This is a genomic window from Saccharothrix sp. S26, assembly GCF_021390395.1.
GTDB lineage: Bacteria > Actinomycetota > Actinomycetes > Mycobacteriales > Pseudonocardiaceae > Actinosynnema.
In genome coordinates this window covers 80,189-106,777 of record NZ_JAJUWT010000021.1, presented here as the reverse complement: position 1 = coordinate 106,777, position 26,589 = coordinate 80,189, and the positions used below count along the sequence as shown (strand labels likewise).

The following is a 26,589-nucleotide window of genomic DNA, read 5'->3' as shown; positions in this document are numbered from 1 at the left end:
GTCGAACCCCCTGGTCCCGCCCTCGCGGGTCCGCCAGGACCGGGCCGGGCAGCGTGGTGTCCTCGGAGTCCCCCCGCACCCGTGGGCTTCAGCCGGTGGGCAGCTCGCGGCGGTCCGGTGGTTCCTCGCCCAGGCCGTGCAGCCAGGGCCGGTAGGGCGGTGGTTCGAAGACCATCCGCGACTCGGCGAACCGGCGCAGGGCCATCGTGTGGCGCTCCGGTGCGCGCAGCGCGGCCACGACCGGGCTCAGTCGTCGGGCCCGGTCGTCGTCGTCCGGGACGGCGGGCAGGCGCTCCGGCGCGGTGCGCAGGCCGTCGGCCAGGTAGGCCAGCACGGCGATGCGCAGCTCGACCTCGGCGAGCACGCCCGGCCGCCACGTCCCGGTCGGCTGGTCGTCCAGCGCGGTCAACAGGTCACGGGCGCGGGCGTGGTGGCCGATCTCCGCGCACGCGGCGGCCAGTTCGACCGTCGCCCACACCGACCGGTCGTGGTCGCCCGCCCTGCGGTGCAGGTGGGCGGCGGCCTGGAACAGCTCCGCGGCTTCCGCGCCGGCGCCGAGGCCGCGGGCCGCACGCCCGCCGAAGAACGCGGCCAGCCCGGCGCTGCCGAACTTCCCGTCCTGCTCGTACAGCTCCGACGCCTCCCGCCACAGCGCGGGCACACCGGGGCCGGTCGTCGCACGGGCCTGCTCGTACGCCGCGTCGGCACGCAGGCGCTTCGGCGTCCGGGCGTCGATCAGCTCGTGGGCCACCGCGGCCCAGCGCCGGGCGGTCGCGAGGTCGTCCAGGCGGATCGCGAGCCTGGCGTTGTTGATCGCCACCGGCAGCGCGGTGGCGTTCTTGAGGGCGGAACGCAGCGCGGTGACGGACCTGTCCCCCGCCTCCAGCGCGCCGGCCAGGTCCGCGCCGGCCTCCCGGTGCACGGCCAGCTCGTGCGTGATCCGGCCGACCAGCTCCCAGAGCCCGGCGTCGGCGGCGACGCGCTCGGCCGACGCGAACGCGTTCTCCGCGGCCCGGCCGTCGAGGGTGCGCGCCAGCTCCAGGTAGCCGCGCGCGGCGGTCTCGGCGTCACCGCCGCGGTGGCGGAGGCGGGCCGCGTGCTCGCGGTCGCGCCGGACGGCCTCGGCGTCGGACTCCGCCTCGTGCACGGTGCGCAGCCCGTCGGTCAGGTCGCCCGCCAGGTCGAACCACTCCTCGCGCTCGGCCAGGTCGCGCGCGGCGACCAGCGGGCTGGGGTCCAGCCGCAGCGCGAGGTCGGGCTCCGCGCCCGCGCGCAGGTCGTCGCGCAGCCTGGTCAGCAGCCGCCGCCGGAAGCGGGCCACCACCTCGGGCGGATCCTCCTCGGCCAACCGCTCCCGCGCGTACAGGCGCACCAGCTCGAACAGCCGGAACACCGGTTCGGGCGGGTCGGCGGCCTCCTCGTGGCCTGCCACGCCGCGGTCCACCAGGCGGTAGAGGGTGAGCCTGGTCAGGTCCGGGTCGCGGTCCAGCCCGTGGCCGAGCGCTTCGGCGGTCGCGGCCGAACCCGGCGCGGCGGGCAGGAACCGGAACGCCGTGCGGCCGTCGTCGTCGAGGTGCCGGTAGCTCAGCTCGATGGCCAGGCGCATCGGCAGCACGTCGTCGTCCAGGAACGCGAGCCTGGTCCGCTCGCGCGACACCAAGCGGGCCACGCCCTCGACGCCGGTCTCGGGGTGGTTGGTCATCCAGGCCGCGATGAGCCGCAACGCCATCGGCAGGTCGGCGCACGCCGCCGCGATGCGGTCCAACGCCTCGGCGGGCGCGCCGGGCCGCACGTCGGCCAGCAGCTCCACCGACGCGGCGCGCTCCAGCGGCGGCACGTGCGCGACCACGTCGGCGTAGGACTGGGTGCGGTTGCGCGAGGTGACGACGACCGCGCAGCCGGGCGGCGCGGGGACCAGCGGTGCGACGTGCTTGGCGTCCAACGCGTTGTCCAGCACCAGCAGCAGGCCGCGGCCGTCGAGCGCGGTCCGCAGGTGCGCGGCCTCCGCGCCCGGCTCGGGCGTCACGCCGACGCTGTGGCACACCAGCTTCGCCACGTCCGCCGCCTCCCGCTTGGCGTCGAGCCCGAGCAGGTCGACGTACCGGACGCCGCCGGGGAACCAGTCGGCCAGCACGTGCGCCGCCTCGACCGCCACCGCCGAGACACCCGCGCCGAGCTGACCGGTGAGCAGCACCGTGGCGCGGCCGTGGCGGGCCAGGCGGGCGGTGACGCGTTCGGCGAGGTCGGCCACCAGACCGGCCCGGCCCACCAGCGCCGGCTCGCGCGGCGGCAGGGCGGTCATGCCCAACGCGGTGCGGTGCAACGGCGAGGGCGCGACGGGCAGGCCCACCGACCCGCCCCGCGGCACCAGCACCGCTTCGGTGGCGGTCGACCGGGGCGGCGGCAGCGCGGCGTCGAGGGCGGAGGCGAGGCGGCGCGCGTCCGGGGCGTCCGCGCGGCCGGACAGCACCGCGCGCCGCAGCCGCACGGAGGTCTCGTCGAGGTCGACGCGTTCGTCGGCCAGTCGGCGCACCAGTTGCCGGCGCACCGCGGCCGGCAGGTCGCGTGCGCCGGGCACGGCGTCGGCGCCGAGCGCCCAGCGGGCCGCCGCCTCGTCGTGACCGGGCAGGGACGGCAGGAGCACCCGCGCGTCGAGGCCGCGCCGGGCCAGGTGCAGCCACAGCGCGTCCGACCCGCCCACCTCGGCCACCGCCGCCGCCAGCAGGTCCGACTCGACGCCGCCCAACGCGTCCAGGTCGAGCTGCCGCAGCAGCGGTCCGAGCTGCGCGGCGACCACGTGCGGCCCTTCGCTGCGTGGCCGGCGCGCGTCGTGCAGCGTCTCCACCAGCGCGTCCGCCGCGCCGGCCAGGTCGAGCCCGTTGCCCAGCCGCAACGGCGTGCGCAGCTCCAGCCCGTACGGCAGGGCGTCCACGTGCTCCAGCACCAGCGGCACGACCCGCCGCCGGCCGTCCGCGCGGGCCAGCGAGATCGCCCGGGCGATCTCCTCACGCAGGTAGACGGCGTGCTCGGTGCGCCGTGACACCAGCACGACGGTGATCATCGACGCGCGCAGGTGCCGGTCGAGCACGACGTCCCACTCCTCGCCGGCGCGCAGCATCGAGTCCTCGAACACGGTGGCGCGCGGTGCCAGCAGCGACCGCAGCCGTTCGGCGGTGGGGCTGTCCGCGCCGGCGTGCGCCAGGAAGAAGTCCCACTGCACCGGCGTTCCCCCTCACCCGCGTCCGACCGTCACAGCCACTGTGTCGGTCGGACGCGGTCCGGCGCTACCACGCCGGCGCCGGCGGCCCGCCTTCGTCGACGGGACGAGCGGTGGGCGTCGGGTCACCCGCGCGGTCGCGCGACCAGCGACCACAGGTAGCTCAGCGGTTCGCCGTCCGGCTCGTCGCGCTCGATGAACTCGGTGATCAGCGCGAGCAGCCGGGCGTTCAGCTCGGCCTGCGAGGCCGCGCCCAGGCGCAGCACTCCCCGGGCGGTCTCCCGGTTGGCGTCCGGACCGGCCTCCACCACCTCGGCCCGGTGCGCGGCCAGCATCGCCAGCTCCACCCGCTGGCCCAGGCCCCCGCCCTCGGCGTCGACGAGCCCCAGCCGCCAGGTCCGGCCGGTCGTGCGGTAGGGCCGTTCCAACGCACCGCGCGTGCCGCTGCGCACCGGTTCGGCGGCCAGGAAGTCGTGCTGCACCAACGCCCGCACGTGGCGCAGCACGGTCGCGGGGGCGACGCCGAGCCGGTCCGACAGCTCCTTGTTGGTCAACGCCCGGTCCCAGCACAGCCGCAGGATGCGCCAGCGCAACGGGTGGGCGAGCGCCTTGAGCTCCTCGACCGTGGCGTCGCGGGCAGGGTGATCGGGCGGGGCCGGCACGCCGCAGAGGCTAGCCCACGCACCGCGCTTGACAGCGATTTACCACACTGATATCGATTGCACTATCTGAAATCACTGCGGAGGGCGGCACGCGTGGGCTGGACCGATTTCGACTGGGTGTCCGGGGCCGAGCCGAGCCCCGACGGCACGAGCGTGGCCTACGTCAGCGACGCACCCGGCCGCCCGCAGCCGTTCGTGATGCCGCTGGACGGGACCGCGCGGCACGTCGAGGTGGCCGGGGCGGTCCGCCGGTGCGCGTGGCGGCCGGACGGCACGCGGCTGCTGGTGCTCACCGACCTCGACGGCCGCGAGGAGCACCGGCTCGCCGAGGTCGACCCGGACACGGGCGAGGTGTGGTGGCTGGTCGCCGAGGAGGGCGTGCGGTGCGAGGTCGGCCCGCCGCACGGCTCGACGGGCCGGCCGTACAGCCCGGACGCGACGATGCTCGCCTACGCCTCCAACGCCCGCGACCCGGAGGTGTTCGACGTGCTGGTGCGCGACCTGCGCACCGGGGCCGAGCGGATCGTGCTGCACGGCGACGACCGCTACCTGCCGATGGGCTTCTCCCCCGACTCGCGGTTGCTGCTCGTGCTGCGGCTGCACCAGCAGACCGAGCAGGACCTGTTCGCGTGCGACCTGGCCACCGGCGTCACGCGGCCGCTCACCGCCGCGACCGCGCCGGAGAAGAACCACTTCGTGGCGTGGCTGCCCGACTCGTCCGGCGTGTACCTGTGCACCACCCGGGGTCGCGACTTCCTGGGCCTGGCGTCGCTGTCCCTGGACGGCGAGCTGACCTGGATCGACACCCCGGAGTCCGACGTGGAAGGAGCCGCGCTCTCCCCCGACGGCACGCGGTTGGCGTGGGGTGTCAACGTGGGCGGCTGCACCACCTTGCGGTGGGCGGAGGTGGGTGGCGTCGCGCGCGAGGTCACCGCGCTGCCCCGCGGTGTCGCGGTGACCGAGTTCGGCTTCGACGGCCACGCGCTGCGGTTCACCGCGTCCGGCGAGCTCCTGGTGCAGCTCGGCCGGCCGGACGCGGCGACCGACCTGTTCCTGGTGGACCTGCCCGCCGACCGGGCGCGCCGGCTCACCGACTGCGGGGCGCGGCTGCCGGGTCCGGTCGTGCCGCCGACCGTCGTGCACGCGACCAGCGCCGACGGCGAGACGGTGCCGTGCCTGCTCTACCGGCCGCCGTCGGCGAGCGAGGACCACCCGGTGCCGGTCGTGGTGACCGTCCACGGTGGACCGGAGGCGCAGTCGCTGCCGGTGTTCTTCCCCACCGTGCAGGCGCTCCTGGACCGCGGGATCGGCGTGCTCGCGCCCAACATCCGCGGCTCGTCCGGCTACGGCATGCGCTACCAGCGGCTGATCTACCGCGACTGGGGCGGCGGCGACCTCGCCGACCTGGAGGCGTCGGTCCGGCTGCTCGACGACGTGCCGTGGGCCGACACGACCCGGCTGGGCGTGCACGGCGCGTCGTACGGCGGGTTCGCCGCGCTGGCGTGCCTGACCAGGCTGCCGCACCTGTGGCGGGCCGGTGTGAGCGAGTGCGGGCCGTCGGACCTGCTCAGCGACATCCGGGGGTTCCCGCCGACCTGGCGCAAGCGGGCCGTCGACTGGATCGGCGACCCCGACGACCCGGCCGACGTGGCCGTGCTGACCGAGCGCAGCCCGCTGGGCAACGCGCACCGCCTCACCGCCCCGGTGCTGCTGATGCACGGCGAGAACGACGCCAACGTCGACCCGGCGGAGTCCGAGCGGATGTACCGCCGGCTGCGCGAGCTGGGCAAACCGGCGCGGCTGGTGCTGCACCCCGGCGTCGGGCACGGCATCGACCGGGCCGGCCTCGCCGAGACGGTCGACCTGATCGTGTCCTGGTTCGCCGAGCACCTGTCGCCGGGGAGCTGACCGCGCGACCGGGCACGGAACCGGGGTGGTGGCGGCCACGACCGGCTCCTCGCCTCGCCCCGCGGCGCGGGGCTCGTCTCGCCGGCCGCGCGCCCGAGCGACACCACGGCCACCGGCCGCCGTGATCCCGCGCGGGAGAACCGGCCGCGCGGCGGGCTCCGCCGGCCGGGACGCGTTCGCCCCGGCCGGCCCAGCGGTTCCGGCGGGGCGTCACACGGACGTGTGGGTTTCGCGGGCGGCCGCATGGACGGTCCGCCGAGCGGTACCCGTGGCGTCTTGGATGCCCGACGATCGGAGTTGACCCATGGACGTCACGAAGCGAGCCCTGAGCGCCCTCGTCCTCGGTGCGGCCCTGGCCGGTGCGCCGGCCGCCTCCGCGGTCGCCGACGAGGCCGTGCCGCGCGACGGCGGCGCGGTGAGCGCCCAGACGGCCCAGACCGACCACAGCGACAACGACGACGGCGGCAGCACCGGCAACTGGGGCCTGCTGGGCCTGTTGGGCCTGCTGGGGCTGGCCGGTCTGGCGGGCCGCAAGAAGCACCAGGTCACCGAGCACCGCACCACGGGGCTGTGAACCGCGGCGGGTGAGCGACCGTGCGCTGGGGCGGCACCCGGGTCGAGTTCCTCGGCGGCCGCGCCGGGTGCCTGACGATGCTGGTGGTCTCGGTGGCGCTGTCGGTCCTGCTCACCGTGCTGCTGAACCTGCTGCTGTGACGGCCGCCGTCACGGCGTGAGGGTCAGCCACAGGTGCAGTCCGACCAGCACGCCGCAGGTCGCGGTGTGCACCACGGGGTTGTGGGTGAGCAGCGCGGCGAACTCGCGCAGGAACGCGCTGGGCAGGAAGTACCACGCCGTGGGCGCGCCGATGATCTGCATGCGCAACCGCAGCCGGCGGGCCAGCACGGCGGCGCGGAAGACGTGGAAGTTGTTCGTCACCGCGACCGCGCGGCCGGTCCAGCCGCGCTCGGCGAGCAGCCGGGCGCTGTACCGCAGGTTCTCCTCGGTCGTGGTGGCCCGGTCCTCCAGGACGACCCGGTCGGCGGGCACGTCGCGGCGCAGCAGGTAGTCGCGCATCGCCGCCGCCTCGGACACCACCTCGCCCGGCCCCTGCCCACCCGAGACGACGAGCAGCGGCGTGCGGCCCGCGGCCACCTCGCGGCGGTACAGGTGCAGGGCGCGGTCCAGCCGGGCGGCCAGCAGCGGCGGGACGCGGTCGCCGATCAGGCCCGCACCGAGCACCACGACGGCGTCGAAGCCCGTGCGGCGGCCGATGCTGCCGTAGACGATCGAGTACAGCAGCAGGCTCACGAACAGGAACGCGACGTAGGCGGCGACGATCAGCAGCGCGCCGATCACCGCGTCACCCACCGGCCCGGTGTGCGCGGTGGCGAAGCCGAACGCCAGCACGAGGCCGAAGATCGCGAGCCCGGCGAGCAGCGAGAGCAGGTTCGCCAGGCCGAAGCCCTCGCGGCGCAGCATCAGCACGCCGTTGGCGACCAACGCGGTCGGCAGCACGAAACCCAACCCCAGCAGCAGCACCACGAACGCCCAGCCGACGACGGCGGCGGACCACCCGCCGTTGGCCGAGGCCCGGAACACCAGCCACAGCACCACGAACACCAGCGTCACGCCGAGCCACACCGCGTTGCCGAGCCGCCGCCGGTCCCGGATCACGCCGACCACGAAGAACAGGGCGGGCACGAGCGCCGCGATCCCGAAGATCATGTGGACCAATGTAGACGGGCGGAGGTCACCGGAAGTCGTCGTCCGCGAGCTCGCCGTCCCAGTCCGACGACGCCCGCTCCTCCGCCTCGCGCTCCTCGGCCTCCCGGTCGGGCAGCACGGTGGCGAGGTAGGAGCGCAGCGCCGCGGTGGTGCCGACGTCGCGGCCCGCGTTCTCGGACAGGAACCAGCGGTGCACCAGCACCTCGTGGAACAGCTCCGCCGGCGCGAGCACGCCCAGCAGGTCGGGCGGCACGGCGGCGACGACGGGGTCGTAGACCTCGTTGCGCCACAGGTGGCCGGCGGTCGTCTCGGGGACCGGCGCGCCGTCGCGCTGCTCCAGGTAGGCGCGGAACGAGCGCAGGTCGTTGAGCAGCCGCCTGGCCTGGCCCTCCTGCACCTCCAGGCCGGTGAGCTTGAACAGCTCGCGGCGGCTCTGGCCGATCTCGGCGACCCGGATGTCCACCCGCAGCCGCGCGCCGCTCTCGGAGGTGACCAGCTCGACCTCACCGACGTCGAAGCCCAGGTCGTTGAGCCGGCGCAGCCGCTCGGCCACGCGGTAGCGCTGCTCGTCGAGCCGGAAGAACTCCTCCCGCGTCACCTCGTCCCACAGCGCCGCGTACCGGCGGGGCACGCTGTCGGCCACCTCGACCGGGTCGATGTCGGGCGGCAGCAGGCCGCCCGCCTCCAGGTCCATCAGCTCGCCGCCGATGCGCTCCCGCGCCAGGTCCACGTCGTAGGTGCGCTGGCCGTCGGACAGCTGCGGGTGGCGCTCGACGGTCTCGGCGTCGACCAGGTAGGCGGCCAGGCTGCCCGCGTCGAGCCGGAACAGCGTGTTCGACAGCGAGCAGTCGCCCCAGAACGTGCCGGACAGGTGCAGCCGGACCAGCAGCTCGACCAGCGTGTCCACCAGGCGGTCGGCCGAGTGCTCGCCGCGCGGGCTGGAGAACAGGTAGCGGTAGGACATCGAGTGCTCGAGGTAGCGCGTGACCAGGATGGCCTGCTGGTCGTCGGGCCGGTCGACGCACAGGCCCAGCACCGACACCGAGGGCATGCCCTCGCGCTCCAGCTCACCGAGCACGGCGTACTCGTGCCGGGCCAGCGACTCGGCGATCTCCTTGAGCGCGTAGACCCGGCCCTCGCTGGCCACGAACCGCACGACGTGCCGCGAGATGCCCCGCTGCGGCACGGTCAGCAGCAGCTTCTCGTCCCACTCCTCCAGGGGCTGGGACCACGGCAGGGCGAGCAGCCCACCGGCCTCGGTGGCGGGTGGGCGGAAGAGGAATCGCATGTGCTCCCCGTGGCTGGTGCGCGGACGACGCCGAAGCTACCTCGTCGCGGCGCGGTCCAGCCACGCGATGTGGCCTGGTCGTCACGATCAAGAAGGGGCGGGGCGCCCGACGGCGGGACATCCGCACCGGTGAGCGTCCGGGCATCCGGGTCGCCGACGACCGCGCCGGCGGTCGGCGTCATCGACCGGCGACGCGACGCGCCACCCGTTCGCCAGGCCCGCGCTTTCCGTTCCCCGAACCTGGCACGGATTATTCCAACCGGATCCGCATAATGGCGGCGATAGCTCGTTAGCTAGGTCACACTCATGCGCGGAATGAATAGCGGTCACACCTGTTCCGCATTCCTCGGCGGCCCGGCGCGTACACTTGTGCGAATCCCCAAGGGCCTGCCTGACCTGCACGGATGACGGTTTTCCGCAGTAACGTGGGTGCCGCGACCCGCTATCGCCCGTTCGGTGGTGTCGACCGGTCTCATCGCCAGCAAGAGTGGGTCTCAGCGGCGCGCGGGTGACGGGGGTACGTCCGCAACCAGCTTGAAGGACCTGGGGAAGCACACCACCGCATACCGGCAACGCCTCGGAACATTAGGCCACTTGTCCGATTGCCTCTGAGCATGGGCGGCGAGCCCGGCGAGGCGAGTTAGCTTGGCGATGTCGCCATCTGGGGGAAGCTGTGAGCGAGAAGGTTGTCATTCCGCCTGCGTCGGCCACGGGCCGGGCGCACGGCGGTGAGCGGTCTAGTGGCGTAGACCAGTCGTGACCTACTTCAAGATCCTGGGACCTTTAGAGGTCGTGCGCGGCGACGAATTGGTCGACCTCGGCGGCACCCGGCAGCGGGCCGCCCTCGGACTCCTGCTGCTCAACCGCAACCGCGTCGTGGCGAGCAGCCAGATGGTGGACTCCTTGTGGCCACGCGACAAGGTGCCGCTGTCGGCCCGCAAGATCGTGCAGAACTCGGTCTGGCGGTTGCGCCGGGCGCTGTCGACCAACGGCAGCGACTCCGCCGTGCTGCTCAGCCAACCGCCCGGCTACATGCTGCGCGTCGGGCCCGGGCAGACCGACGTGCAGGACTTCCACCACAAGGTCGAGGCGGGGCGCGCCAAGTTCGCCGAGGGCGACCTGGCGGCCGCCTCCGAGCTGCTCAGGCAAGCGCTGGAGCTCTGGCGCGGGCCGGCGCTGGCCGACCTGGTCGAGTCCGGCATCCACTGGCCCGAGCTGACCCCGGTGCAGAACGCGAGGCTCGACGCCCTGGAGGACTACTTCGAGGTCGAGCTCTGCCGGGGTCACCACCAACAGATCCTGGCCGACCTCCAGCGCACGGTCGCCACCGAGCCGCTGCGCGAGCGCCTGTGCGGGCAGCTGATGCTGGCGCTGTACCGCAGCGGCAGGCAGACCGACGCGCTCAACGCCTACTACACCGTGCGCACCACGCTGGTCGAGAAGGTCGGCCTCGAGCCGAGCCCGGCGCTGCGCTCGCTGCAACAGGCGATCCTCACCCACGACCCGGGGCTCATCCCGGCCGGGATGCAGCAGCAGATCGACCTGCGGATGACCGGCCTGCCCCGCGAGCAGGCCGACGAACAACCCAAGCCCGCACCCGTCCCCCCGTCGCCGCCGGCGCAGCGCAGACCGCACCCCGGGCCGGAACCGGACGGGCGCGAGGACGCCGGGATCGTGGCCACGCCCCCCGCACCCACCGCACCGTCCGTGCAGCAGCTGCGCAGCATCGTGGCGGAGCGCCGGAACGTCAGCGCGCTCATCGTGCGCTGCCAGGGCATGGGCAACACGGCGCTGGAGGAGGCCACGGCCGCGATCCGCGACGAGGTCGAGTCGCTGGGAGGCACGCTCGCCGCCTCCATCGGCTCGATCTGGCTGGCGTTGTTCGGCGTGCCCGGCACCGCCGACGACGACGCCGAACGCGCCGTCCTCGCCGCGTTGACCATCCGCGACCGCCTCGGCCTGCCGGACATCTCGTGCGACGAGCCGCCCATCGCCGTCCACGTCGCCGTCGCCACCGGCGAGGTGCTGGTGCGCTACCACCCGGACAACGACAGCGCGCCGTCGGTGAGCGGCGTCCTGCTCGACGAGTGCCACGGGCTGCTCTCGCAGACCCCGGTCGGAGAGATCCGGGTGTGCGAGAACACCCGGCGCGCCACCGAACGCGCCTTCACGTACCTCCAAGCCGAATCGTCGTTCGGCTGGCAGGTCGGCGGGCTGCGGCAGGAGTACCTGGCGTTGCAGGACATGCCGGTGGTCGACCGCGAGCACGACCTGGAGGTGCTGCGCGGCCTCCTGCACCGCACCAGGCACCTCGACGCGCCGCACCTGGTGACCGTGCTCGGCGAGCCCGGCGTCGGCAAGACCCGGTTCGTGCTGGAGTTCGAGCGCAGGGTCGCCGCCGCTGTCGAGCCGGTGCGGGTCCTGGTCGGCCGCGCGCGGCGGTTCGTCGAGGACACCGTCACCGACGTGCTCAACGACCTGCTGTGCTCGTACTGCGGCGTCGACCCGCAGGGCCCGGCCGAGTCGGTGCGGGCCGAGCTCGTCGGCGCGGTGGAGCGGCTGGTCCAGTCGGAGGACGAGCGGCGCAGGTTGCTGACCTGCCTCGGCGGCCTGCCCGACCAGGAACGGGAGCCCCAGGAGGTGTCGGTCGCCGAGGTGCTGCGCGCGTGGCGGCACCTCCTCGGCCAGATCGCCCTGTGCGGCCCGGTCATCGTGGTCGTCGAGGACCTGCACGTCGCCGACGACCACCTGGTCGACTTCGTCGAGGAGCTGCCGAGGTCGCTGCCCGGCCTGCCGGTGCTGGTGGTCGTCACCGCGCGACCGGACCTGCTCACGCGCCGCCCGATGTGGGGTTCGCGGCTGCGGCACGCGATGATGATGAACCTGGAGCCCATCTCCGACACCGCGATCGACCGGTTGCTGGAGTTCCTGCGCTCCACTCGGGACAGCGGGGTGCGGGGCCCGGCCGGGAGCCTGCTCGCCGAGCGCAGCGAGGACTCGGACGCGCGGCGCAGGCACGTGCGGCGGGTGCTGGCCTCCGGGTCGTCGTTCCTGCGCCGGGAACGGCACGCGGGCGGCGACGCCTGCGATCAGGCCACCGCCGCCCGCGTGGTGTACTGCGAGATCACCGAGATGCCCGCACCGGCAAGCGGCGTGGGCAGATGATCTGGTGGGGGTTCTCCCACTCCACGCCGCCCGCCGGGTCGACGCTGAGCTTGGCGTAGCGGTCGAGCAGCATGTTCAGCGCGATCCGGCCCTCCAGCCGCGCCAGCGGCGCGCCGAGGCAGAAGTGGATGCCCTGGCCGAACACCAGGTGCCCGCCGGTGTTGCGGTGGATGTCGAAGCGGTCGGGGTCGGGGAACTTGGCGCTGTCGCGGTTGGCCGCGCCGATCCACGGCGTCACGAGCTGGTCGGCGGGCACGCGCTGCCCGCCGATCTCGGTCTCGGTGGTGGTGACCCGCACCAGCCGCGGGAACGGCGGGTACATGCGCAGCACCTCCTCCAGCGCGTTGGGCACCAGCTCGCGGTTCTCGCGGATCTCGGCCATGGCCTCCGGGTGCTGGTCCAGGAGGATGACCGTGGTGCAGATCAACGACATCGTGGTGGCGTGCCCGGCGAACATGGTCAGGCCGGTGACGCCGATCATCTCGCCGTCGGTCAGCGGCTCGCCGTCGATGGTCGCGTTGGCGAGCCTGCTCATCACGTCGTCGCGCGGGTTCTCCCGGCGGTCGCGCATGTGCCGCAGGAAGTACTCGCCCATCTCGTTCAGCGCGGGGCCGACCTCGTGCTCGAGCAGGTCGGGCGGCACGGTGGCGGCGTCGAGCGCGCCGATCGCGTCGCCCCACACGCGGAACATCGGCTCGTCCTCGATCGGCAGGCCGAGCACGTCGGCGATCACCGTGATCGGCAGCGGGAAGGCGAGCGCCTCGACGAGGTCGAACGAGTCCTGGTCGGCGACCTTGTCCAGCAGCATGGCGGTGATCAGCTCGATGCGCTCGGACAGGTTCGCGACGGCACGCGGGGTGAAGACCTGGCTGATGACCTTGCGCAGCTTGCGGTGCCGGGGCGGGTCCGTGGTGACCAGGTTGCCCTCGTCGAAGCGGTCGAGCTCGAAGTGCGGCTCGTTGAACTTCCGCGCCGTCTCCGAGGAGAACGTCTTGGTGTCGGCGAGGATCCGGGCGATGTCCGCATAACCGAATACCTCCACCCCGTGGTCGCCGCCGTGGCGGACCGGCTGTGACTCAAGCATTTCGCGGAACCACGAGAACAACGACTCGACCGGTTCCATGGTTGTGCCGATGGGCGCGCTCATGAACAGGATCCTAACCGTGACGGCCCTGGTCCGGGCCTATGTTTTTCCGGCCTGGGGTAATCGAGGGGGAAACGTGGAATAGCGGTGACCGGAATTCCGACCACCGCTATTTCCGCAGACCTCGCGTAGACCGTGCCGAGACCACCCCGAGAGCGGGGTGGCCCCGGCACGCGCGCGGTCAGCGCACGCTGAGCCCGCGGTAGGACTGGCGGTTCACCTTCGGCACGAAGATCCGCTCCTCGGCGCTGGCCGCCACGGCCGCCGGACCGGACAACGTCGGCGAGCCCGCGACCCGCAGGCCGTCCTCGATCGCGCCGTCGATGTAGCCGTTCCAGCCGTTGGCGATGTCGCTGCCCGCGAACTTGACCCGGCCGTGCGGCTGCTGGAGCTTCTCGTGCAACCGGATCAGCTGGTAGGGCTGGCGGTACCCGCCGGTGCCCAGGGCGAACTCGTCCTTGGCGAAGTTGGTCACGACGTAGTCGCGCACCTTGGCCTCCGGGATGATCCTCCGGATGGCCCGCTCCACCGCGTCGCCGTCGTTCTCGTTGAAGGTGGTGTCGACGGTGAAGGCGACCACCGGGTCGCCGTCGTTGAACCGGCCGATGTAGCAGAACGGGTCGCCCCGGCCCTCGGGCGACTCGGCCACGAACCGGTACGAGGGCTTGGCCAGGTCGATCCAGAGCTTGCGCTCCTCCGTCACGCCCATGCCGGCCGTCGTCGCCTCGCGGTGGGCGGCGGGCAGCGCCGGGCTGAACGTGATGTTGCGCCAGACGTTCACCGGCACGGCCATGATCACCTCGGGCGCGGTGAAGACCTCGCCCGCGCGGGTGGTGACGGTGACCTTGCCGGGGTTCTGCACCACCGACTTGACCGGCGAGTTGAGCTTGAGGACGGGCTTGGCCTCGGCGAGCATCGCGTTCACGATCGACACCGTGCCCAGCTTGGGGCGGTAGGTGTTGACGCCGTGGAAGGCCTCGAACGTGCCGCCGGACAGGGCCCACCACTGCTGGATGTGGGTCAGCGCGCCGCGCTCGCTCGTGCCGCCGTACAGCGAGGTCCAGCTGGTCAGCAGGATCTCGTCGGCCGGCGTCAGCTTCATCTGGTTCAGCCGGTCCCGCAGCGAGAACCCGTCGTACTGGGCGACCAGGTCGCGGCGGTGCAGCGGGCTGAAGGGCTTCGGGTAGATCCTGGTGGAGTCCTCGAAGAACTTGGTGAACAGCTCGCCCTGCCGGATGTAGGCCACCGAGGGGTCGAGCTCCTCGAAGCCGGTGAGGGTGGGCATGAACGACTTGACCACGCCGGCGTCGGCCATGATCGGCAGCTGGTAGCGGTTGAGCTCGCGCCAGACGTGGGGCTGTAACCGGTCGACCCACGTGCCGCCGCGCTCGATCATGTGGCCGCGCCAGGTGTCGGTCCAGGTCCGGCCGCCGACCCGGTTGCGCGCCTCCAGCAACAGGACCCGCTTGCCCTTGGCCCGCAGCTCACGCGTGGCCGTGACCCCGGCCACGCCGGCGCCCACGACGATCACGTCGAAGTGCCGCCGCAGGTTCGGGTCCTTGGCGTCCTCGGCGACGGCCACGGCGGTCGTGGCCGACGTCGCCACCGCCGCACCGGTGATCGCGAGACCACCCGCGACACCGGCCTTGAGCACGCTGCGCCGCGGCAGGCCCCGGCCCTCGGGTCGGCCGGATTCGTTCTCGTGGGTCACTGTTCCTCGTTTCCTTTCCTGCACCTGGTACCGGAAATATCGGACGATCCGTCGCCGGACGGTGGACTCACGATTTCGGACACAGCGCGTGAGGTGATCACGACCTCGTTCGGCGTGCAGCGTCCTCGCCCACACCGAACTGCGATGTGCGCATGCCATGCGCGTCCGCCGTTGGCGGGTGTCGTGACCCTCGGCGACCTATGGCGTGGCGGTACGGGTGATACCGGCACGCATTCGAGTGATTGCGGCCCACAGTAGCGGACGAAGCGCAGTCGACGACCGACCCAAAGCGGCCGTGACCGAACCGTTACCCCCGTCGAATTGCACTTCGGACCTCCGATGAGATATTCGGACAGTCGATTGACGGTGCCCGCCGGGCACGATCCGCGCGACCCGACCGGGGCCGAGCCTTTCCGGTGTCTGATTTGTCGGTGTGGAAACGAGGAGAGCGGTGACCGGAATCCCGGCCACCGCTATTTCCGAAGACCTCGCGTAGACCGTGCCGAGACCGTTCCGAGAACGGGCGGTCCCGGCACGTGCGGCGTCAGCGGATGCCGAGACCGCGGTACAGCGCGCGGTTCACCTTCGGCACGACGATCCGCTCCTCGGCGCTGGCCGCCGCGGCCGCCGGGCCGGACAGCGTCGGCGAGCCCGCGACCCGCAGGCCGTCCTCGATCGCGCCGTCGATGTAGCCGTTCCAGCCGTTGGCGATGTCGGCGCCCGCGAACTTGACCCGGCCGTGCGGCGCCTGGAGCTTCTCGTGCAGCCGCAGCAGCTGGTTCGGCTGCCGGTACGCGCCCGCACCCAGCGAGAACGGGTCCACGTGCCAGTTGGTCGCGATGTAGTCGCGCATCTTGGCGCCCGGGATCACCTTCTGCACGGCCCGCTCCACCGCGGCGCCGTCAGTGGTGTCGAACGTGCTGTCGACGCTGAAGGCGACCACCGGCTGGCCGTCGTTGAAGCGGCCCATGAAGCACAGCGGGTAGCCCATGCCCTCCGGCGCCTCGGCGACGAACCGGTCCGTCGGGGTGGACAGGTCGATCCACAGCTTCTTCTCGTGCGGCACGCCGACACCGGTCGTCGTCGCCTCGCGGTGCGCGGCGGGCAGCGCCGGGCTGAACGAGATCGTGCGCCAGACGTTGACCGGCACGGCCACGATCACCTCGGGCGCGGTGAAGACCTCGCCCGCCTGCGTGGTGACCTTGACCTCGCGGGTGGTCTGCGTGATCGCCTTGACCGGGGTGTTGAGCTTGAGGACCGGCTTGGCCTCGGCGAGCATGGCGTTGAGGATCGACACCGTGCCCAGGGTCGGGCGGTAGGTGTTGACGCCGTGGAAGCCCTCGAACGTGCCGCCGGACAACGCCCACCACTGCTGGATCAGGGTCAGCGAACCGCGCTCGCTGGTCCCGCCGTACAGCGAGGTCCAGCTGGTCAGCAGGATCTCGTCCTCCAGCGGCAGGGCCATCTGGTCGAGCCGGTCCCGCAGCGAGAACACGTCGAACTGGGCGACCAGGTCCGGACGGGTCAGCGGCTTGAACGGCTCCGGGAAGATCTCGGTCGCCCGGTCGAAGAACCTGGTGAACAGCTCCTTCTGCCGGACGTACGCCACGGCCGGGTCGTACTCGCCGAACCCGCCGATGGTGGGCATGAACGCCCTGGTCGGCCCCGCGTCGGCCATGATCGGCAGCCGGTAGCGGTTGAGCTCGCGCCAGACGTGGGGCTGTAAGCGGTCGACCCACGTGCCGCCGCGCTCGATCTGGTGGCCCTGCCAGGTGTCGGTCCACGTGCGACCGCCGACCCGGTTGCGCGCCTCCAGCAGCAGGACCCGCTTGCCCTTCGCGCGCAGCTCACGCGTGGCCGTGACGCCGGCCATCCCGGCGCCCACGACGATGACGTCGAAGTGCCGCCGCAGCTCCGGGGCCTGGGCCTCGTCGGCGACGGCGACCGCCGTCGTCGCCGACGCCGCGGCCGCCGCACCGGTGATCGCGAGACCACCCGCGACACCGGCCTTGAGCACGCTGCGCCGCGGCAGCTCCCGATTCGGGGGTGGAGTGGGTTCCACGTCGTTGCTCACTGTCCCTTGTTTCCTTCCGGGAACTCGTTGCGGAAATAGCGGGTGATCGGTCGCCGGACTATGGACGCAGTGCTGCCACGCGTGCGATAGTTAGGCGTAATCGATCGGACACGGCGCGTTATGCGACCACGACCTCGCTGATGTGTCGAGCTATGTGCCGACGCTTTTTTGCGATGGGCGCGTGGCGATAGCTGAGCGACCATCGGCAACGTCGTTACTTTGTGTGACGACAAGGGGTGGTGACCCCGTTCAGCCGTCCTGCATTCGAGTGACTGCGGCCAGGCTAGCGCACGGAGCGCATTCGGCGACCGGCTCGACTCGGCCGTGATCGAACCGTTACCTAACCCATTCGGGTTACTTCGAACACCGATGGGTGCACGCGAGGAACCGTCGCGAATCGTTTTGTGAGCGACGTTCGGCGTTGGGCGCGGGCGGGACTTTTCGGATCAACGCCGAATAGCGGTCGACCCGGCGCCGTCCTTTTCGGAGGCGATTACGGGTCGACCGCTCGGGTGGAGCACACCGCCGCGGCGCGCACGGTGCGGTGCGCGCCGCGGCGGGGAGGGGTCAGGCGGAGGGCTTGCGGAACACCTCGACCATCGCGGCGTAGCTGGCGGGGCCGTGGCCCTCGGCGATCGCGCGCTTGCCCAACGCGGTGATGAGCGCGGGCCACTCGGTGTTGACGCCGAGCTCCCGGCTCTCGTCGAGCAGGTGGTCCATCGCGTCGACGTGCGTGTCGATGGTGGAGTCCTCGGCGGGCCAGTCGCCCGAGTCGATCTGCTCGGCGTAGGCCTCGATGAAGCCCAGCGTCATCACGGCGAGCGCCTTGGCCAGCGGCAGGTACTCGGTCGCCTTCACGCCCGCGGTGCCCAGCAGCGCGACACCGTGCAGGAAGCTGTTCTCGACGCCCCACATCATGGTGAGCAGCGAGACGTCGTGCAGCGAGGCGAGACCGTGGTCCTCACCGAGGTAGGTGGTCCCCGCGGGGGCGAGCACCTTCAGGGTCTCCGCGTGCTGGTCGAACGCCGACTTCGGGCCGCAGTACAGCATGATGGCCTCGTCGGTGGCGATGCCCGGCGGGATGGCCATGATCGCGCTGTCGATGTACGCGCCGACCTTGCCTTCCGCCCACTTCGCCATGCCGCGGGCCTGCGAGGAGCTGGCGCTGGTCATGTTGACCAGCGTGCGGCCCGCGAGCGAGCCCTCCACCGGGTCCAGCAGCTCGTGCACCGAGTCGTAGTCCGAGACGCAGATGACGACCAGCGGGCTGGCCTCGATCGCGTCCTTGACCGACGGCGCCAGGACCGCGCCCTTGCCGACGAGTTCGTCGGCCTTGTGCGCCGACCGGTTCCACACGGTGGTCGGGTGCCCGTTCCCGAGGAACGCGGCGGCCAATGCCTGACCCATCAGGCCCAGGCCGATCACGGTGACCGGCGCCTGAGCGGCATTGGGGTTGGACATCACATTCACTCCTGTTCAGTCCGCGTCGGTTCACACGACGCGGCTTGTTGTCGGCGTCCTGCAACGTTTTCATCGGCCCGGGCAACCGACCAGCGGCGAACCTGACCTTCTTCGAACGATTCCTGCCGTACACTCGCGACCATGGGTCCGGGTGTGGTGGCCATCGCTGTGATCAACGGCACCGACATGCAGGTCTGCGAGGTCTACGAGGCCGCCATCGCGAACGCGGTCTTCGGTGATCCGCAACCCGATCTCGCCGATCCCTGGTATGAATTGAAACTTTGCACGGTCACCGAGCAGGAGCCCGTGGCGCGCGGTTTCTCGGTGCGCGGCACCCACGGGCTCGACGACTTGGTCGTCGCCGACACCGTCATCGTCCCGTCGGTCCCGGACGAGGTGCTGCGGGGCGACGCCCCGGTGGCCCCGGAGTTCGTGGAGGCGCTGCGCGAGGCGGCCGCGGCCGGCGCGCGCATGGTGTCGTTGTGCAGCGGGGCGTTCGCCCTCGCCGAGGCGGGCCTGCTCGACGGCCGCAGGGCCACCACGCACTGGATGCACACCTCCGACCTCGCCAAGCGCTACCCGCGGGTGCAGGTCGAGGACGCGGTGCTCTACGTCGACGACGGTGACGTCCTCACCAGCGCGGGCATGACCGCGGGCCTGGACCTGTGCCTGCACCTGGTGCGCCGCGACCTCGGCGCGTACGTGGCGGGCCAGTTGGCCCGCCGGATGGTCGTGGCCGGCCACCGCCCCGGCGGGCAGGCGCAGTTCGTCGACCTGACCATGCCCGAGGACGACGACGACACGTTGGCGATGGCGATGGACTGGGCCGCGGGCAACCTCGACCAGCCGCTCACCGTGGACGCGATGGCCAAGCGGGCGGGCATGAGCCCCCGCACGTTCTTCCGCAAGTTCCAGGCGACCACCGGGCTCACCCCGTTGAAGTGGTTGCTCAACCAGCGCCTGTCCCGCGCCCAGAGCCTGCTGGAGACCACCGACCTGCCGATCGAACGGGTCAGCGAGGCCAGCGGTCTCGGCACGGCGACCAACCTCCGCAGGCACTTCACCGCGCACGTCGGCGTCACGCCCACCGACTACCGGCACTCGCTGGGCACGGGAGCCCGCGCCCGCAAGGCGACCGAGCGGGGCGCCGACCCGCTGACGCGATGGTCGGCGCCCGCGCCGCGTCAGGGCTTCGGGGGCGTGGGGAACGAGCTCTCCGCCGGCCAAGGGCCGTTGCCGGCATAGGCGTTGTCGATCACGTAACGCCAGCCGCCGTCCTCACTGCGCTGGAGCACGTCGACCGCGAGGCCGCTGAGCTTCTCCGGCTTGCCGTCGCGGGTGGTGTCCATCTCCCACTCCACCACCACCATGGCGATGTCGCCGTTGACCATCTGGTTGAGCACGGTCGCCTCGACGGTCGCGTTGCGGGTCTTGATGAAGTGCTCGACGTAGTCGCGGCGCGCCTGGCCCTGGACCGGCTTGCCGGGCTCCCACATGCCGATCGCGTGATCGACGTACAGGGCGTTGACCGCATCCACGTCGCCCGCGTTGAACGCGATGTTGAACATTTCCTGGTGCGTGTCGACGTCAGTGGCCAGGCGGTTTTTGTCGGAGGCCATGGTCAGCCCACTCCCGTTCTCTTTGTCGGATGTCCTCGGCGCGGTGTCGGGCAACGCCGAGTTGGACGCTACCGGCGGTCGGACACCGGTCGGCCGCAGTCGGGTAATCGCCGCCGAACCCCGCGGGGAGCTGCGGCGATTACCCGTTTGACACCAAGCCGAGATTCGGCTCGCGGTGCGGCCGTGCCTGTGATCACTTCCCCGGAGCGGGGAAGTAGCCCTTGCGGACGAAGAAGTCCACGTACCTGTTGAACAATGCCCGGTCGATCGGCGGGCAGGTGATCCCGCTGCCCGCCAACGCCTTCTCCGTGTCCGAGACGTCCATCGGCGGATAGGTCGGCCGCGCGCCCTCGGAGTTGAGCTCCTCGAAGGAGTCGAACAACGGGGTGACCGCGTTGTCGCGGTCGGCGGCGATCCTCGCCCGCCAGGCGTCCCAGTCGGTTTCGGGCAGGTCGTACCCGAACGCCCGCAAGTGCTCGACGAGGTCGCCGAACGACATGGACTGCTCGTTGAAGAGGTGGAACGTGCCGTTGACCGAGGACTCGCGCACGGCCAGCGCGGTGATGGCCCCGCTGACGTAGTCCACCGGGACGAGGTGGGTGCGCCCGGTCAACCGGTCCGGGACCGACCCGGCCTGCAACAGGCCCTTGAGGCTGAGCCAGACGAAGTCCTTGGTCTGGCACGCGCCGCTCTCGCGGTCACCGCTGACCACGTCGACCCGGTACACCGACACCGGGACGCCGCGGTCGCGGGCGATCCCGAGGATGCCCTCCGCCACCCACTTGCTCTGCAGGTAGCCGTTGCGCAGCAGGTGCGCGGGTCCGGTCGGGTCGGTGACGCCCACCGGCTCGTCGTCCGGCGAAGCGGCGAACACGCCCGTGGTCGACACGTAGTGCACCGGGACCGTGCGGTGGCGCGCGGCCAGCCGCAGCACCTCGACGGTGCCGGTCACGTTCGAGCGCTTGAGGTCGGTGTACGGGCGCACCCAGCTCACCGTGGCCCCGGCGTGGAAGACGGCGTCGACCCGGCGGGCGAGGTCGTCGAACACCCCCTCCCCCAGGCCGAGCCGGTGGGAGGTGAGGTCGCCGACGTGCACGACCACCCGGGCGGGGTCGATCTCGCCCGCCAGCTCGTACCACTCCAGGTTCTCCCGCAGCCTGCGCTCCGCGTCGGCCTGGTCGGCCCCGCGCACGAGGCAGTGCACGACCGCGTCGGTGCGGCGGACGAGGTCGCGCAGCAGGAACGCCCCGAGGAACCCGGTGGCGCCGGTCAGCAGGACCTCCCGGGGATCGGTGGCGACGGCGACCACGGTGTCGGCGGCGACCACGTCGTCGTCGAGCACCACCTCCCGCTCGAAGTCCACCCCCGTGCCGGCGTCGTCACCGCCGACCGTCGCGCCCGCGGTGGTGCGCAGGAACTCGGTGAGCGCGGCGGGCGTCGGGTGCTCGAAGACCAACGACGCGGGCAGCCGCACGCCGACGTGCGCGGCCAGCCTGTTGCGCAGCTCCACCGAGATCAGCGAGTCGAAGCCGAGGTCGGCGAAGAGCTGGTCGTCGCCGATCGCCGAGGCGTCGGCGTGGCCCAGGACCGAGGCGACCTCGGCGCGGACCAGCTCGCCCACGAGCTCCCGCTGCCGCTGCTCGGACTGCCCGGCCAGCCGCCGGGACAGCGGCTCGGCCTCGGCCGCGCCCCGCGTGGCCCGTCGGGACGTGACCCTGGCCAGCGCGGTGAACAGCAGCGGCACCGCGGTGGGTCGGGCGGCCATCGCCCGCACGTCCAGCGGCGTCACCACCGGCGCCGGGCGCCCGGCCCGCAGTGCGGCGTCGAACAGGGTGAGGCCGTCGTCGGCGTTGATCGGCAGCAGCCCGGTGCGGGCGATGCGCTTGAGGTCGGCCTCGGTGAGGTTGCCGCCCATGCCGCCCGAGTGCGACCACAGGCCCCACACCAGCGAGGTCGCCGCGAGCCCGGCGCCCGCCCGGTGCGCGGCCAGCGCGTCGAGGAAGGTGTTGGCGGCGGCGTAGGCGCCCTGGCCCGAACCGCCGATGACGCCGGCGACCGAGGAGAACAGCACGAAGGCCGACAGGTCCGCGTCCCGGGTCAGCTCGTGCAGGTTCCACGCGGCGTGCACCTTGGGCCGCAACACCCTGGCGACGTGGTCGGCGTCCAGGGAGGAGATCATGCCGTCGTCGAGGACGCCCGCCGTGTGCACGACACCGGTGAGCGGGTGCTCGGCGGGCACGGCGGCCAGCACGGAGGCGAGCGACTCGCGGTCGGCGGCGTCGCAGGCGGTGATCGTCACCCGCGCGCCGAGCGTGGCCAGCTCGTCGGCCAGCTCGCTCGCGCCCGGTGCGGCCGGGCCGCTGCGGCTGATCAGCAGCAGGTCGGTGACGCCGTGCGCGCGGACGAGGTGCCGGGCGAACAACGCGCCCAGCGCGCCGGTGCCACCGGTGATCAGGACCGTGCCGCCCGGTCGCCACGGTGACGCGGCACGTCCCGGTGCGAGGCGGGCCAGCCTCGGCACGGCCACCGAGCCGGCGCGCACGGCCAGTTGCGCCTCCCCCGTGGCGATCGCGGCGGGCAACGCGGACAGCGACGCCGGGTCGTCGTCGATGTCGATCAGCCGGAACCGGCCGGGCATCTCCGACTGGGCCGAGCGCAGCAGGCCCCAGACCCCGGCCGCGGCCAGGTCGGTCGGCGCGTCGTCGGCGTCGACGGCCTGCCGGGTCAGCAGCACCAGCGGCACGTCCGCGGAGCGCTCGTCGTCGTTCCAGGCGCGCACCAGGTCCAACGCCCGCACGACGGCGGCCTGCGCCCGGTCGGCGACCGTGCCCTCCGCGTCGTCCGACGCGGCCGACAGCATCGGCGCGACCAGGCCGGTGAACGTCCCGGCGGCCGACAGCGCCTCGTCCAGCCCGGAGAACCGCTGCGGCCACGGCAGGGTGCCGCCGCCGGCGTCCACCACGGCCAGGCCGGCCGGGCCGGGCAGCCCCGCCGGGATGACCGGCGTCCACGCCACGCGGAACAGCGCGTCGCCCGGGCGGGCCAGCGCGGTGCCGACCTCGTCCTCGCTCGCGGGCCGGGTGACCACGCCCGCCGCGTGTGCCAGCGGTGCGCCCGACGCGTCGGCCAGCAGCACCGACACCGCGCCGTCCTCGGCCGGGGTGATCCGGACCCGGGCGGCGGTGGCGCCCACCGCGTGCACGGTCACCCCGCGCCACTCCACGACGAGGCCGGGGTGCCCGGTGAGCAGCGCGGCGGGGTGCAGCGCGGCGTCGAGCAGCGCGGGGTGCACGCCGAACCCGTCCGCCTTGGCGTCGACGGGCAGCCGCACCTCCGCGAACAGCTCGCCGTCCCGCCGCCACGCGGCCACCAGGCCGGAGAACGTCGGGCCGAGCGCGAACCCGGCGTCGGCGCGGTGGCGCAGCAACAGGTCCACGTCCAGCGGCTCGGCGCCGGACGGCGGCCACTCGATCAGGTCCTCGGCGGCGGTCAAGCGGGGGCTGAGCACGCCCCGGGCCGCCAGTGTCCACACGGGACGGTCCTCGTCCGCGCCGGTGTGCACGCTGATCCGGCGTCTGCCGGCGTCGTCCGGCGCCTCCACGGTGAGCTGCACGCGCAGCCTGGCCCGCTCCGGCAGCACCACCTGCTCGCCGACCACCAGCTCGTCGACGTGCGGGCAGCCGACCTCGTCGCCGGCCCGCACCGCCATCTCCAGCAGCACCGAGGACGGCACGACGCGGCCGCCGAACAGGCGGTGCTCGCCCAGCCACGGCGCGACGGACGTCGACAGCGCGCCGGAGAGCAGCACCTCGTCGCGACCGGCGACCTCGACCGGGGCCTCCAGCAGCGGGTGGTCCGACACCGGTCCGCCCTGGCCGTCGCCGCGCATCGCGGCCGGTTCCAGCCAGTAGCGCCTGCGCTGGAAGGCGTAGCTCGGCAGCGGGCCCGCCGTCGCGCCGGACGGCGCCAGGTAGCCGGCCCAGTCGACCTCGGCCCCCGCCGCCCACAGCCGGCCCACCGCGTCGAGGAGCTCCACGGGCTCGGCGTCGCCGGTCCGGACGCCCGCGACCGCCGTGACCGCGGCCCGGCCGTCGAGGCCGTCGCCGACCAACGCGGTCAGCACGGCACCGGGGCCGACCTCCAGCGTCGCGGTGACGCCCTGGTCGGCCAGGCGGTGCACGGCGTCGAGGAAGCGCACCGGCCGGCGCACCTGGTCGATCCAGTACTCGGGGGTGCACAGCACGTCCGCGCCCGCGATCTCGCCGGTGACCGTGGAGATGATCGGCACGGTCGGCGCGGCGAAGGTGACCGCGCGGACGACCTCGCCGAACTCGGCCAGCATCGGCTCCATCCGCGGGGAGTGGAAGGCGTGGCTGACGACGAGCCGCTTGGTCGAGCGGCCCCAGGACGCCACGGTGGCCGCGATCGCGGTGACCACGTCCTCGTCACCGGAGACCACCACGGCCGACGGCCCGTTGACCGCGGCGAGGTCGGCGCTGCTCTCGTGACCCGCCAGCAGCGGCGCGACCTCCTCCGGGGTGGCCCGCAGCGCCACCATGGCGCCGCCGGACGGCAACCGCTGCATCAACCGGCCCCGCGCGGCGACCACGGCGGCGGCGTCGTCCAGCGACAGCACCCCGGCCAGGTGCGCGGCGGCCAGCTCGCCGACCGAGTGGCCGACCAGCACGTCCGGCCGCACCCCCCACGACCGCACGAGCCGCGCGGTGGCGACCTCGAAGGCGAACAGCGCCGGCTGGGCGTACCCGGTCTCGTCGAGCCGGTCGCCGTCGGCGATCACCTGCCGCAGCGGGCGGTCCAGGTGCGGGTCGACGGCGGCGCACACCGCGTCGAACGCCTCGGCGAACACCGGGAACGCCTCCCGCAGCCGCAGGCCCATGCCGACGCGCTGCGAACCCTGGCCGGTGAACAGCAGGCCGAGCCCGCCCCGGCCGGCGGCCAGGACCGGCACCGCGCCGTCGTCCTCGGCCAGCGCGCGCAGGCCGGTCAGCAGTGCTTCCCGGTCGGCGCCCACCACGACCGCGCGGTGGTCCAGCGCGGCCCGGGTCGTGGCCAGCGACTGGGCGATCCGCTCGGCCGACAGCTCCGGGTTCCGCTCGGCGAACGACAGCAGCCGTCCCGCCTGGGCCCTGGTGGCGCTCGGCGTCTTCGCCGACAGCGGCCACGCCACCACCGGCAGCGGCGTCTCCGGCGCGGCCTCCGCACCGCCGTCCGGCGCCTGTTCCAGGATCACGTGCGCGTTGGTGCCGCTGACGCCGAAGGACGACACACCCGCCCGGCGCGGCCGGCCCGTCTCCGGCCACGGCCGCTGCTCGGTGAGCAGCTCGACGCCGCCGCGGTCCCAGTCGACCAGCGGGGTGGGCTGGTCCACGTGCAACGTCCTGGGCAGCACGCCGTGCCGGATCGCCTGCACCATCTTGATGACGCCGCCGATGCCGGACGCCGCCACCGCGTGGCCGATGTTGGACTTCAGCGAACCCAGCCACAGCGGCCGTTCCGCGTCGTGCGCGGCGCCGTAGGTGGCCAGCAGCGCCTGCGCCTCGATCGGGTCGCCCAGCCTGGTCCCGGTGCCGTGCGCCTCCACGGCGTCGACGTCGGCCGGGTTCAGCCGCGCCTGCGCCAGCGCCCGGCGGATGACCCGCTCCTGCGACGGCCCGTTGGGGGCGGCGAGGCCGTTGGACGCGCCGTCCTGGTTGACCGCGGAGCCGCGCAGCACCGCCAGCACGCGGTGCCCGTTGCGCTGGGCGTCGGACAGCCGTTCCAGCAGGACCAGGCCGACGCCCTCGGACCAGATGGTGCCGTCGGCCGCCGCGGCGAAGGACTTGCACCGGCCGTCGGCGGCGAGGCCCCGCTGGCGGGAGAAGTCCACGAACCCGCCGGGGGTCGCGTTGATCGTCACGCCGCCCGCCAGCGCCAGGCTCGACTCGCCGGAGCGCACGGACTGCGCGGCGATGTGCAGCGCGACCAGCGACGACGAGCACGCGGTGTCGACGGTGACCGCCGGGCCCTCGAACCCGAACGAGTAGGCGACCCGGCCGGACACCACGCTGGTGAGCTTGCCGGTGAGCAGGTAGCCCTCGAACTCGCTCGGCCCGTGCAGGCCCAGGTAGGTCTGCTCGCCCGCGCCGACGAACACGCCGATGTCGACGCCCTTGAGCGCGGTCGGGTCGATGCCCGCGGCCTCGAAGGTCTCCCACGCGGTCTCCAGCACGACCCGCTGCTGCGGGTCCATCGACACCGCCTCGCGCGGGGAGATGCCGAAGAACTCCGCGTCGAACTCGGTGGCGCCGTCGAGGAACCCGCCCCCGCGGGTGTAGGTCGTGCCCGGGGTCTCGGGGTCCTCGTCGAACAACCGCTCCAGGTCCCAGCCCCGGTCGGTCGGGAAGTCCCGGATCGCGTCCTGGCCGTCGAGCACGAGCTGCCACAGGTCGTCGGCCGAGGCGACCCCGCCGGGGTAGCGGCAGGCCATGCCCACGATCGCCACCGGCTCCTGCCGCCCCGACTCCAGCTCGGTGATGCGCTGGCGCGCCTTGTGCAAGTCGGCCGTGACCCATTTCAGGTACTCGGCGAGCTTCTTCTCATCCGCCATGGTCTTCT

13 protein-coding genes and 1 pseudogene are annotated in these 26,589 nt (G+C 73.1%); 4 read left to right on the top strand and 10 right to left on the bottom strand.

Translation table 11 applies throughout. The features are described from left to right. Positions 1–88 precede the first annotated feature (88 nt). Together LZG04_RS30110 and LZG04_RS30105 are read right to left on the bottom strand one after the other, a co-directional pair. A complete protein-coding gene (locus LZG04_RS30110) occupies positions 89–3,220 on the bottom strand; it encodes a toll/interleukin-1 receptor domain-containing protein (RefSeq protein WP_233823221.1) in 3,132 nt (1,043 codons plus the stop codon). Between the two features lie 122 nt (positions 3,221–3,342). Next, positions 3,343–3,879: a transcriptional regulator gene (locus tag LZG04_RS30105; protein ID WP_233823219.1), complete on the bottom strand. Its 537-nt coding sequence runs from the start codon at positions 3,877–3,879 to the stop codon at positions 3,343–3,345. Positions 3,880–3,972: 93 nt separating this feature from the next. Here LZG04_RS30105 and LZG04_RS30100 point away from each other — a divergent pair, with 93 nt between their 5' ends. Next, the gene (locus LZG04_RS30100) at positions 3,973–5,787 is read left to right on the top strand and encodes a prolyl oligopeptidase family serine peptidase (RefSeq protein WP_233823217.1); all 1,815 of its coding nucleotides are present in this window, start codon (positions 3,973–3,975) and stop codon (positions 5,785–5,787) included. Between the two features lie 304 nt (positions 5,788–6,091). Beyond that, positions 6,092–6,361 carry a WGxxGxxG family protein gene (locus LZG04_RS30095; RefSeq protein WP_233823215.1) on the top strand — a complete coding sequence of 90 codons (270 nt, stop codon included), beginning with the start codon at positions 6,092–6,094 and terminating at the stop codon, positions 6,359–6,361. 149 nt (positions 6,362–6,510) lie between these two features. Here the strand turns inward: LZG04_RS30095 and LZG04_RS30090 are convergent, their stop codons facing one another. Together LZG04_RS30090 and LZG04_RS30085 are read right to left on the bottom strand one after the other, a co-directional pair. Beyond that, entirely contained in the window at positions 6,511–7,512 is a 1,002-nt protein-coding gene (locus LZG04_RS30090; protein ID WP_233823213.1) for a YdcF family protein, read from the bottom strand. Positions 7,513–7,537: 25 nt separating this feature from the next. Then, complete coding sequence (locus LZG04_RS30085; RefSeq protein WP_233823211.1) at positions 7,538–8,800, bottom strand: DUF4032 domain-containing protein; 1,263 nt, start codon at positions 8,798–8,800, stop codon at positions 7,538–7,540. A 756-nt stretch (positions 8,801–9,556) separates the two neighbouring features. Here LZG04_RS30085 and LZG04_RS30080 point away from each other — a divergent pair. Beyond that, the gene (locus LZG04_RS30080) at positions 9,557–11,965 is read left to right on the top strand and encodes a BTAD domain-containing putative transcriptional regulator (protein WP_233823209.1); all 2,409 of its coding nucleotides are present in this window, start codon (positions 9,557–9,559) and stop codon (positions 11,963–11,965) included. Here LZG04_RS30080 and LZG04_RS30075 read toward each other — a convergent pair. The 4 genes from LZG04_RS30075 to LZG04_RS30060 all read right to left on the bottom strand — a co-directional run bounded on the left by LZG04_RS30075 (position 11,925) and on the right by LZG04_RS30060 (position 18,355). Beyond that, on the bottom strand, positions 11,925–13,112 hold the full coding sequence (locus tag LZG04_RS30075; protein WP_233823207.1) for a cytochrome P450: 1,188 nt from the start codon (positions 13,110–13,112) through the stop codon (positions 11,925–11,927). The genes LZG04_RS30080 and LZG04_RS30075 overlap by 41 nt on opposite strands. A gap of 178 nt (positions 13,113–13,290) precedes the next feature. Further along, positions 13,291–14,820 (bottom strand): NAD(P)/FAD-dependent oxidoreductase, encoded by a 1,530-nt coding sequence (locus tag LZG04_RS30070; protein ID WP_233823205.1) that lies wholly within the window; start codon positions 14,818–14,820, stop codon positions 13,291–13,293. A 544-nt stretch (positions 14,821–15,364) separates the two neighbouring features. Further along, positions 15,365–16,894, bottom strand: a complete 1,530-nt coding sequence (locus tag LZG04_RS30065; RefSeq protein ID WP_233823202.1) for an NAD(P)/FAD-dependent oxidoreductase — start codon at positions 16,892–16,894, stop codon at positions 15,365–15,367. Between the two features lie 567 nt (positions 16,895–17,461). After that, the gene (locus LZG04_RS30060) at positions 17,462–18,355 is read right to left on the bottom strand and encodes an NAD(P)-dependent oxidoreductase (protein WP_233823200.1); all 894 of its coding nucleotides are present in this window, start codon (positions 18,353–18,355) and stop codon (positions 17,462–17,464) included. Between the two features lie 141 nt (positions 18,356–18,496). Here LZG04_RS30060 and LZG04_RS30055 point away from each other — a divergent pair, with 141 nt between their 5' ends. Next, on the top strand, positions 18,497–19,600 hold the full coding sequence (locus LZG04_RS30055) for a GlxA family transcriptional regulator (protein WP_233823198.1): 1,104 nt from the start codon (positions 18,497–18,499) through the stop codon (positions 19,598–19,600). On the opposite strand, the gene LZG04_RS30050 is transcribed toward LZG04_RS30055, so the two are convergent. Both LZG04_RS30050 and LZG04_RS30045 read right to left on the bottom strand, forming a co-directional pair. Beyond that, the gene (locus LZG04_RS30050; RefSeq protein WP_233823196.1) at positions 19,540–19,974 is read right to left on the bottom strand and encodes a DUF4440 domain-containing protein; all 435 of its coding nucleotides are present in this window, start codon (positions 19,972–19,974) and stop codon (positions 19,540–19,542) included. The two genes, LZG04_RS30055 and LZG04_RS30050, sit on opposite strands and share 61 nt — an antisense overlap. Before the next feature lie 193 nt (positions 19,975–20,167). Further along, positions 20,168–26,569: pseudogene (locus tag LZG04_RS30045) on the bottom strand (thioester reductase domain-containing protein); the annotation flags it as partial. Positions 26,570–26,589: the final 20 nt, after the last annotated feature.

Coding starts and splice junctions, on each gene's coding strand:
- LZG04_RS30085 (WP_233823211.1), bottom strand. CDS start 8,800: ATGCGATTCCTCTTCCGCCCACCCGCCACCGAGGCCGGTGGGCTGCTC.
- LZG04_RS30090 (WP_233823213.1), bottom strand. CDS start 7,512: ATGATCTTCGGGATCGCGGCGCTCGTGCCCGCCCTGTTCTTCGTGGTC.
- LZG04_RS30095 (WP_233823215.1), top strand. CDS start 6,092: ATGGACGTCACGAAGCGAGCCCTGAGCGCCCTCGTCCTCGGTGCGGCC.
- LZG04_RS30060 (WP_233823200.1), bottom strand. CDS start 18,355: ATGTCCAACCCCAATGCCGCTCAGGCGCCGGTCACCGTGATCGGCCTG.
- LZG04_RS30055 (WP_233823198.1), top strand. CDS start 18,497: ATGGGTCCGGGTGTGGTGGCCATCGCTGTGATCAACGGCACCGACATG.
- LZG04_RS30050 (WP_233823196.1), bottom strand. CDS start 19,974: ATGGCCTCCGACAAAAACCGCCTGGCCACTGACGTCGACACGCACCAG.
- LZG04_RS30075 (WP_233823207.1), bottom strand. CDS start 13,112: ATGAGCGCGCCCATCGGCACAACCATGGAACCGGTCGAGTCGTTGTTC.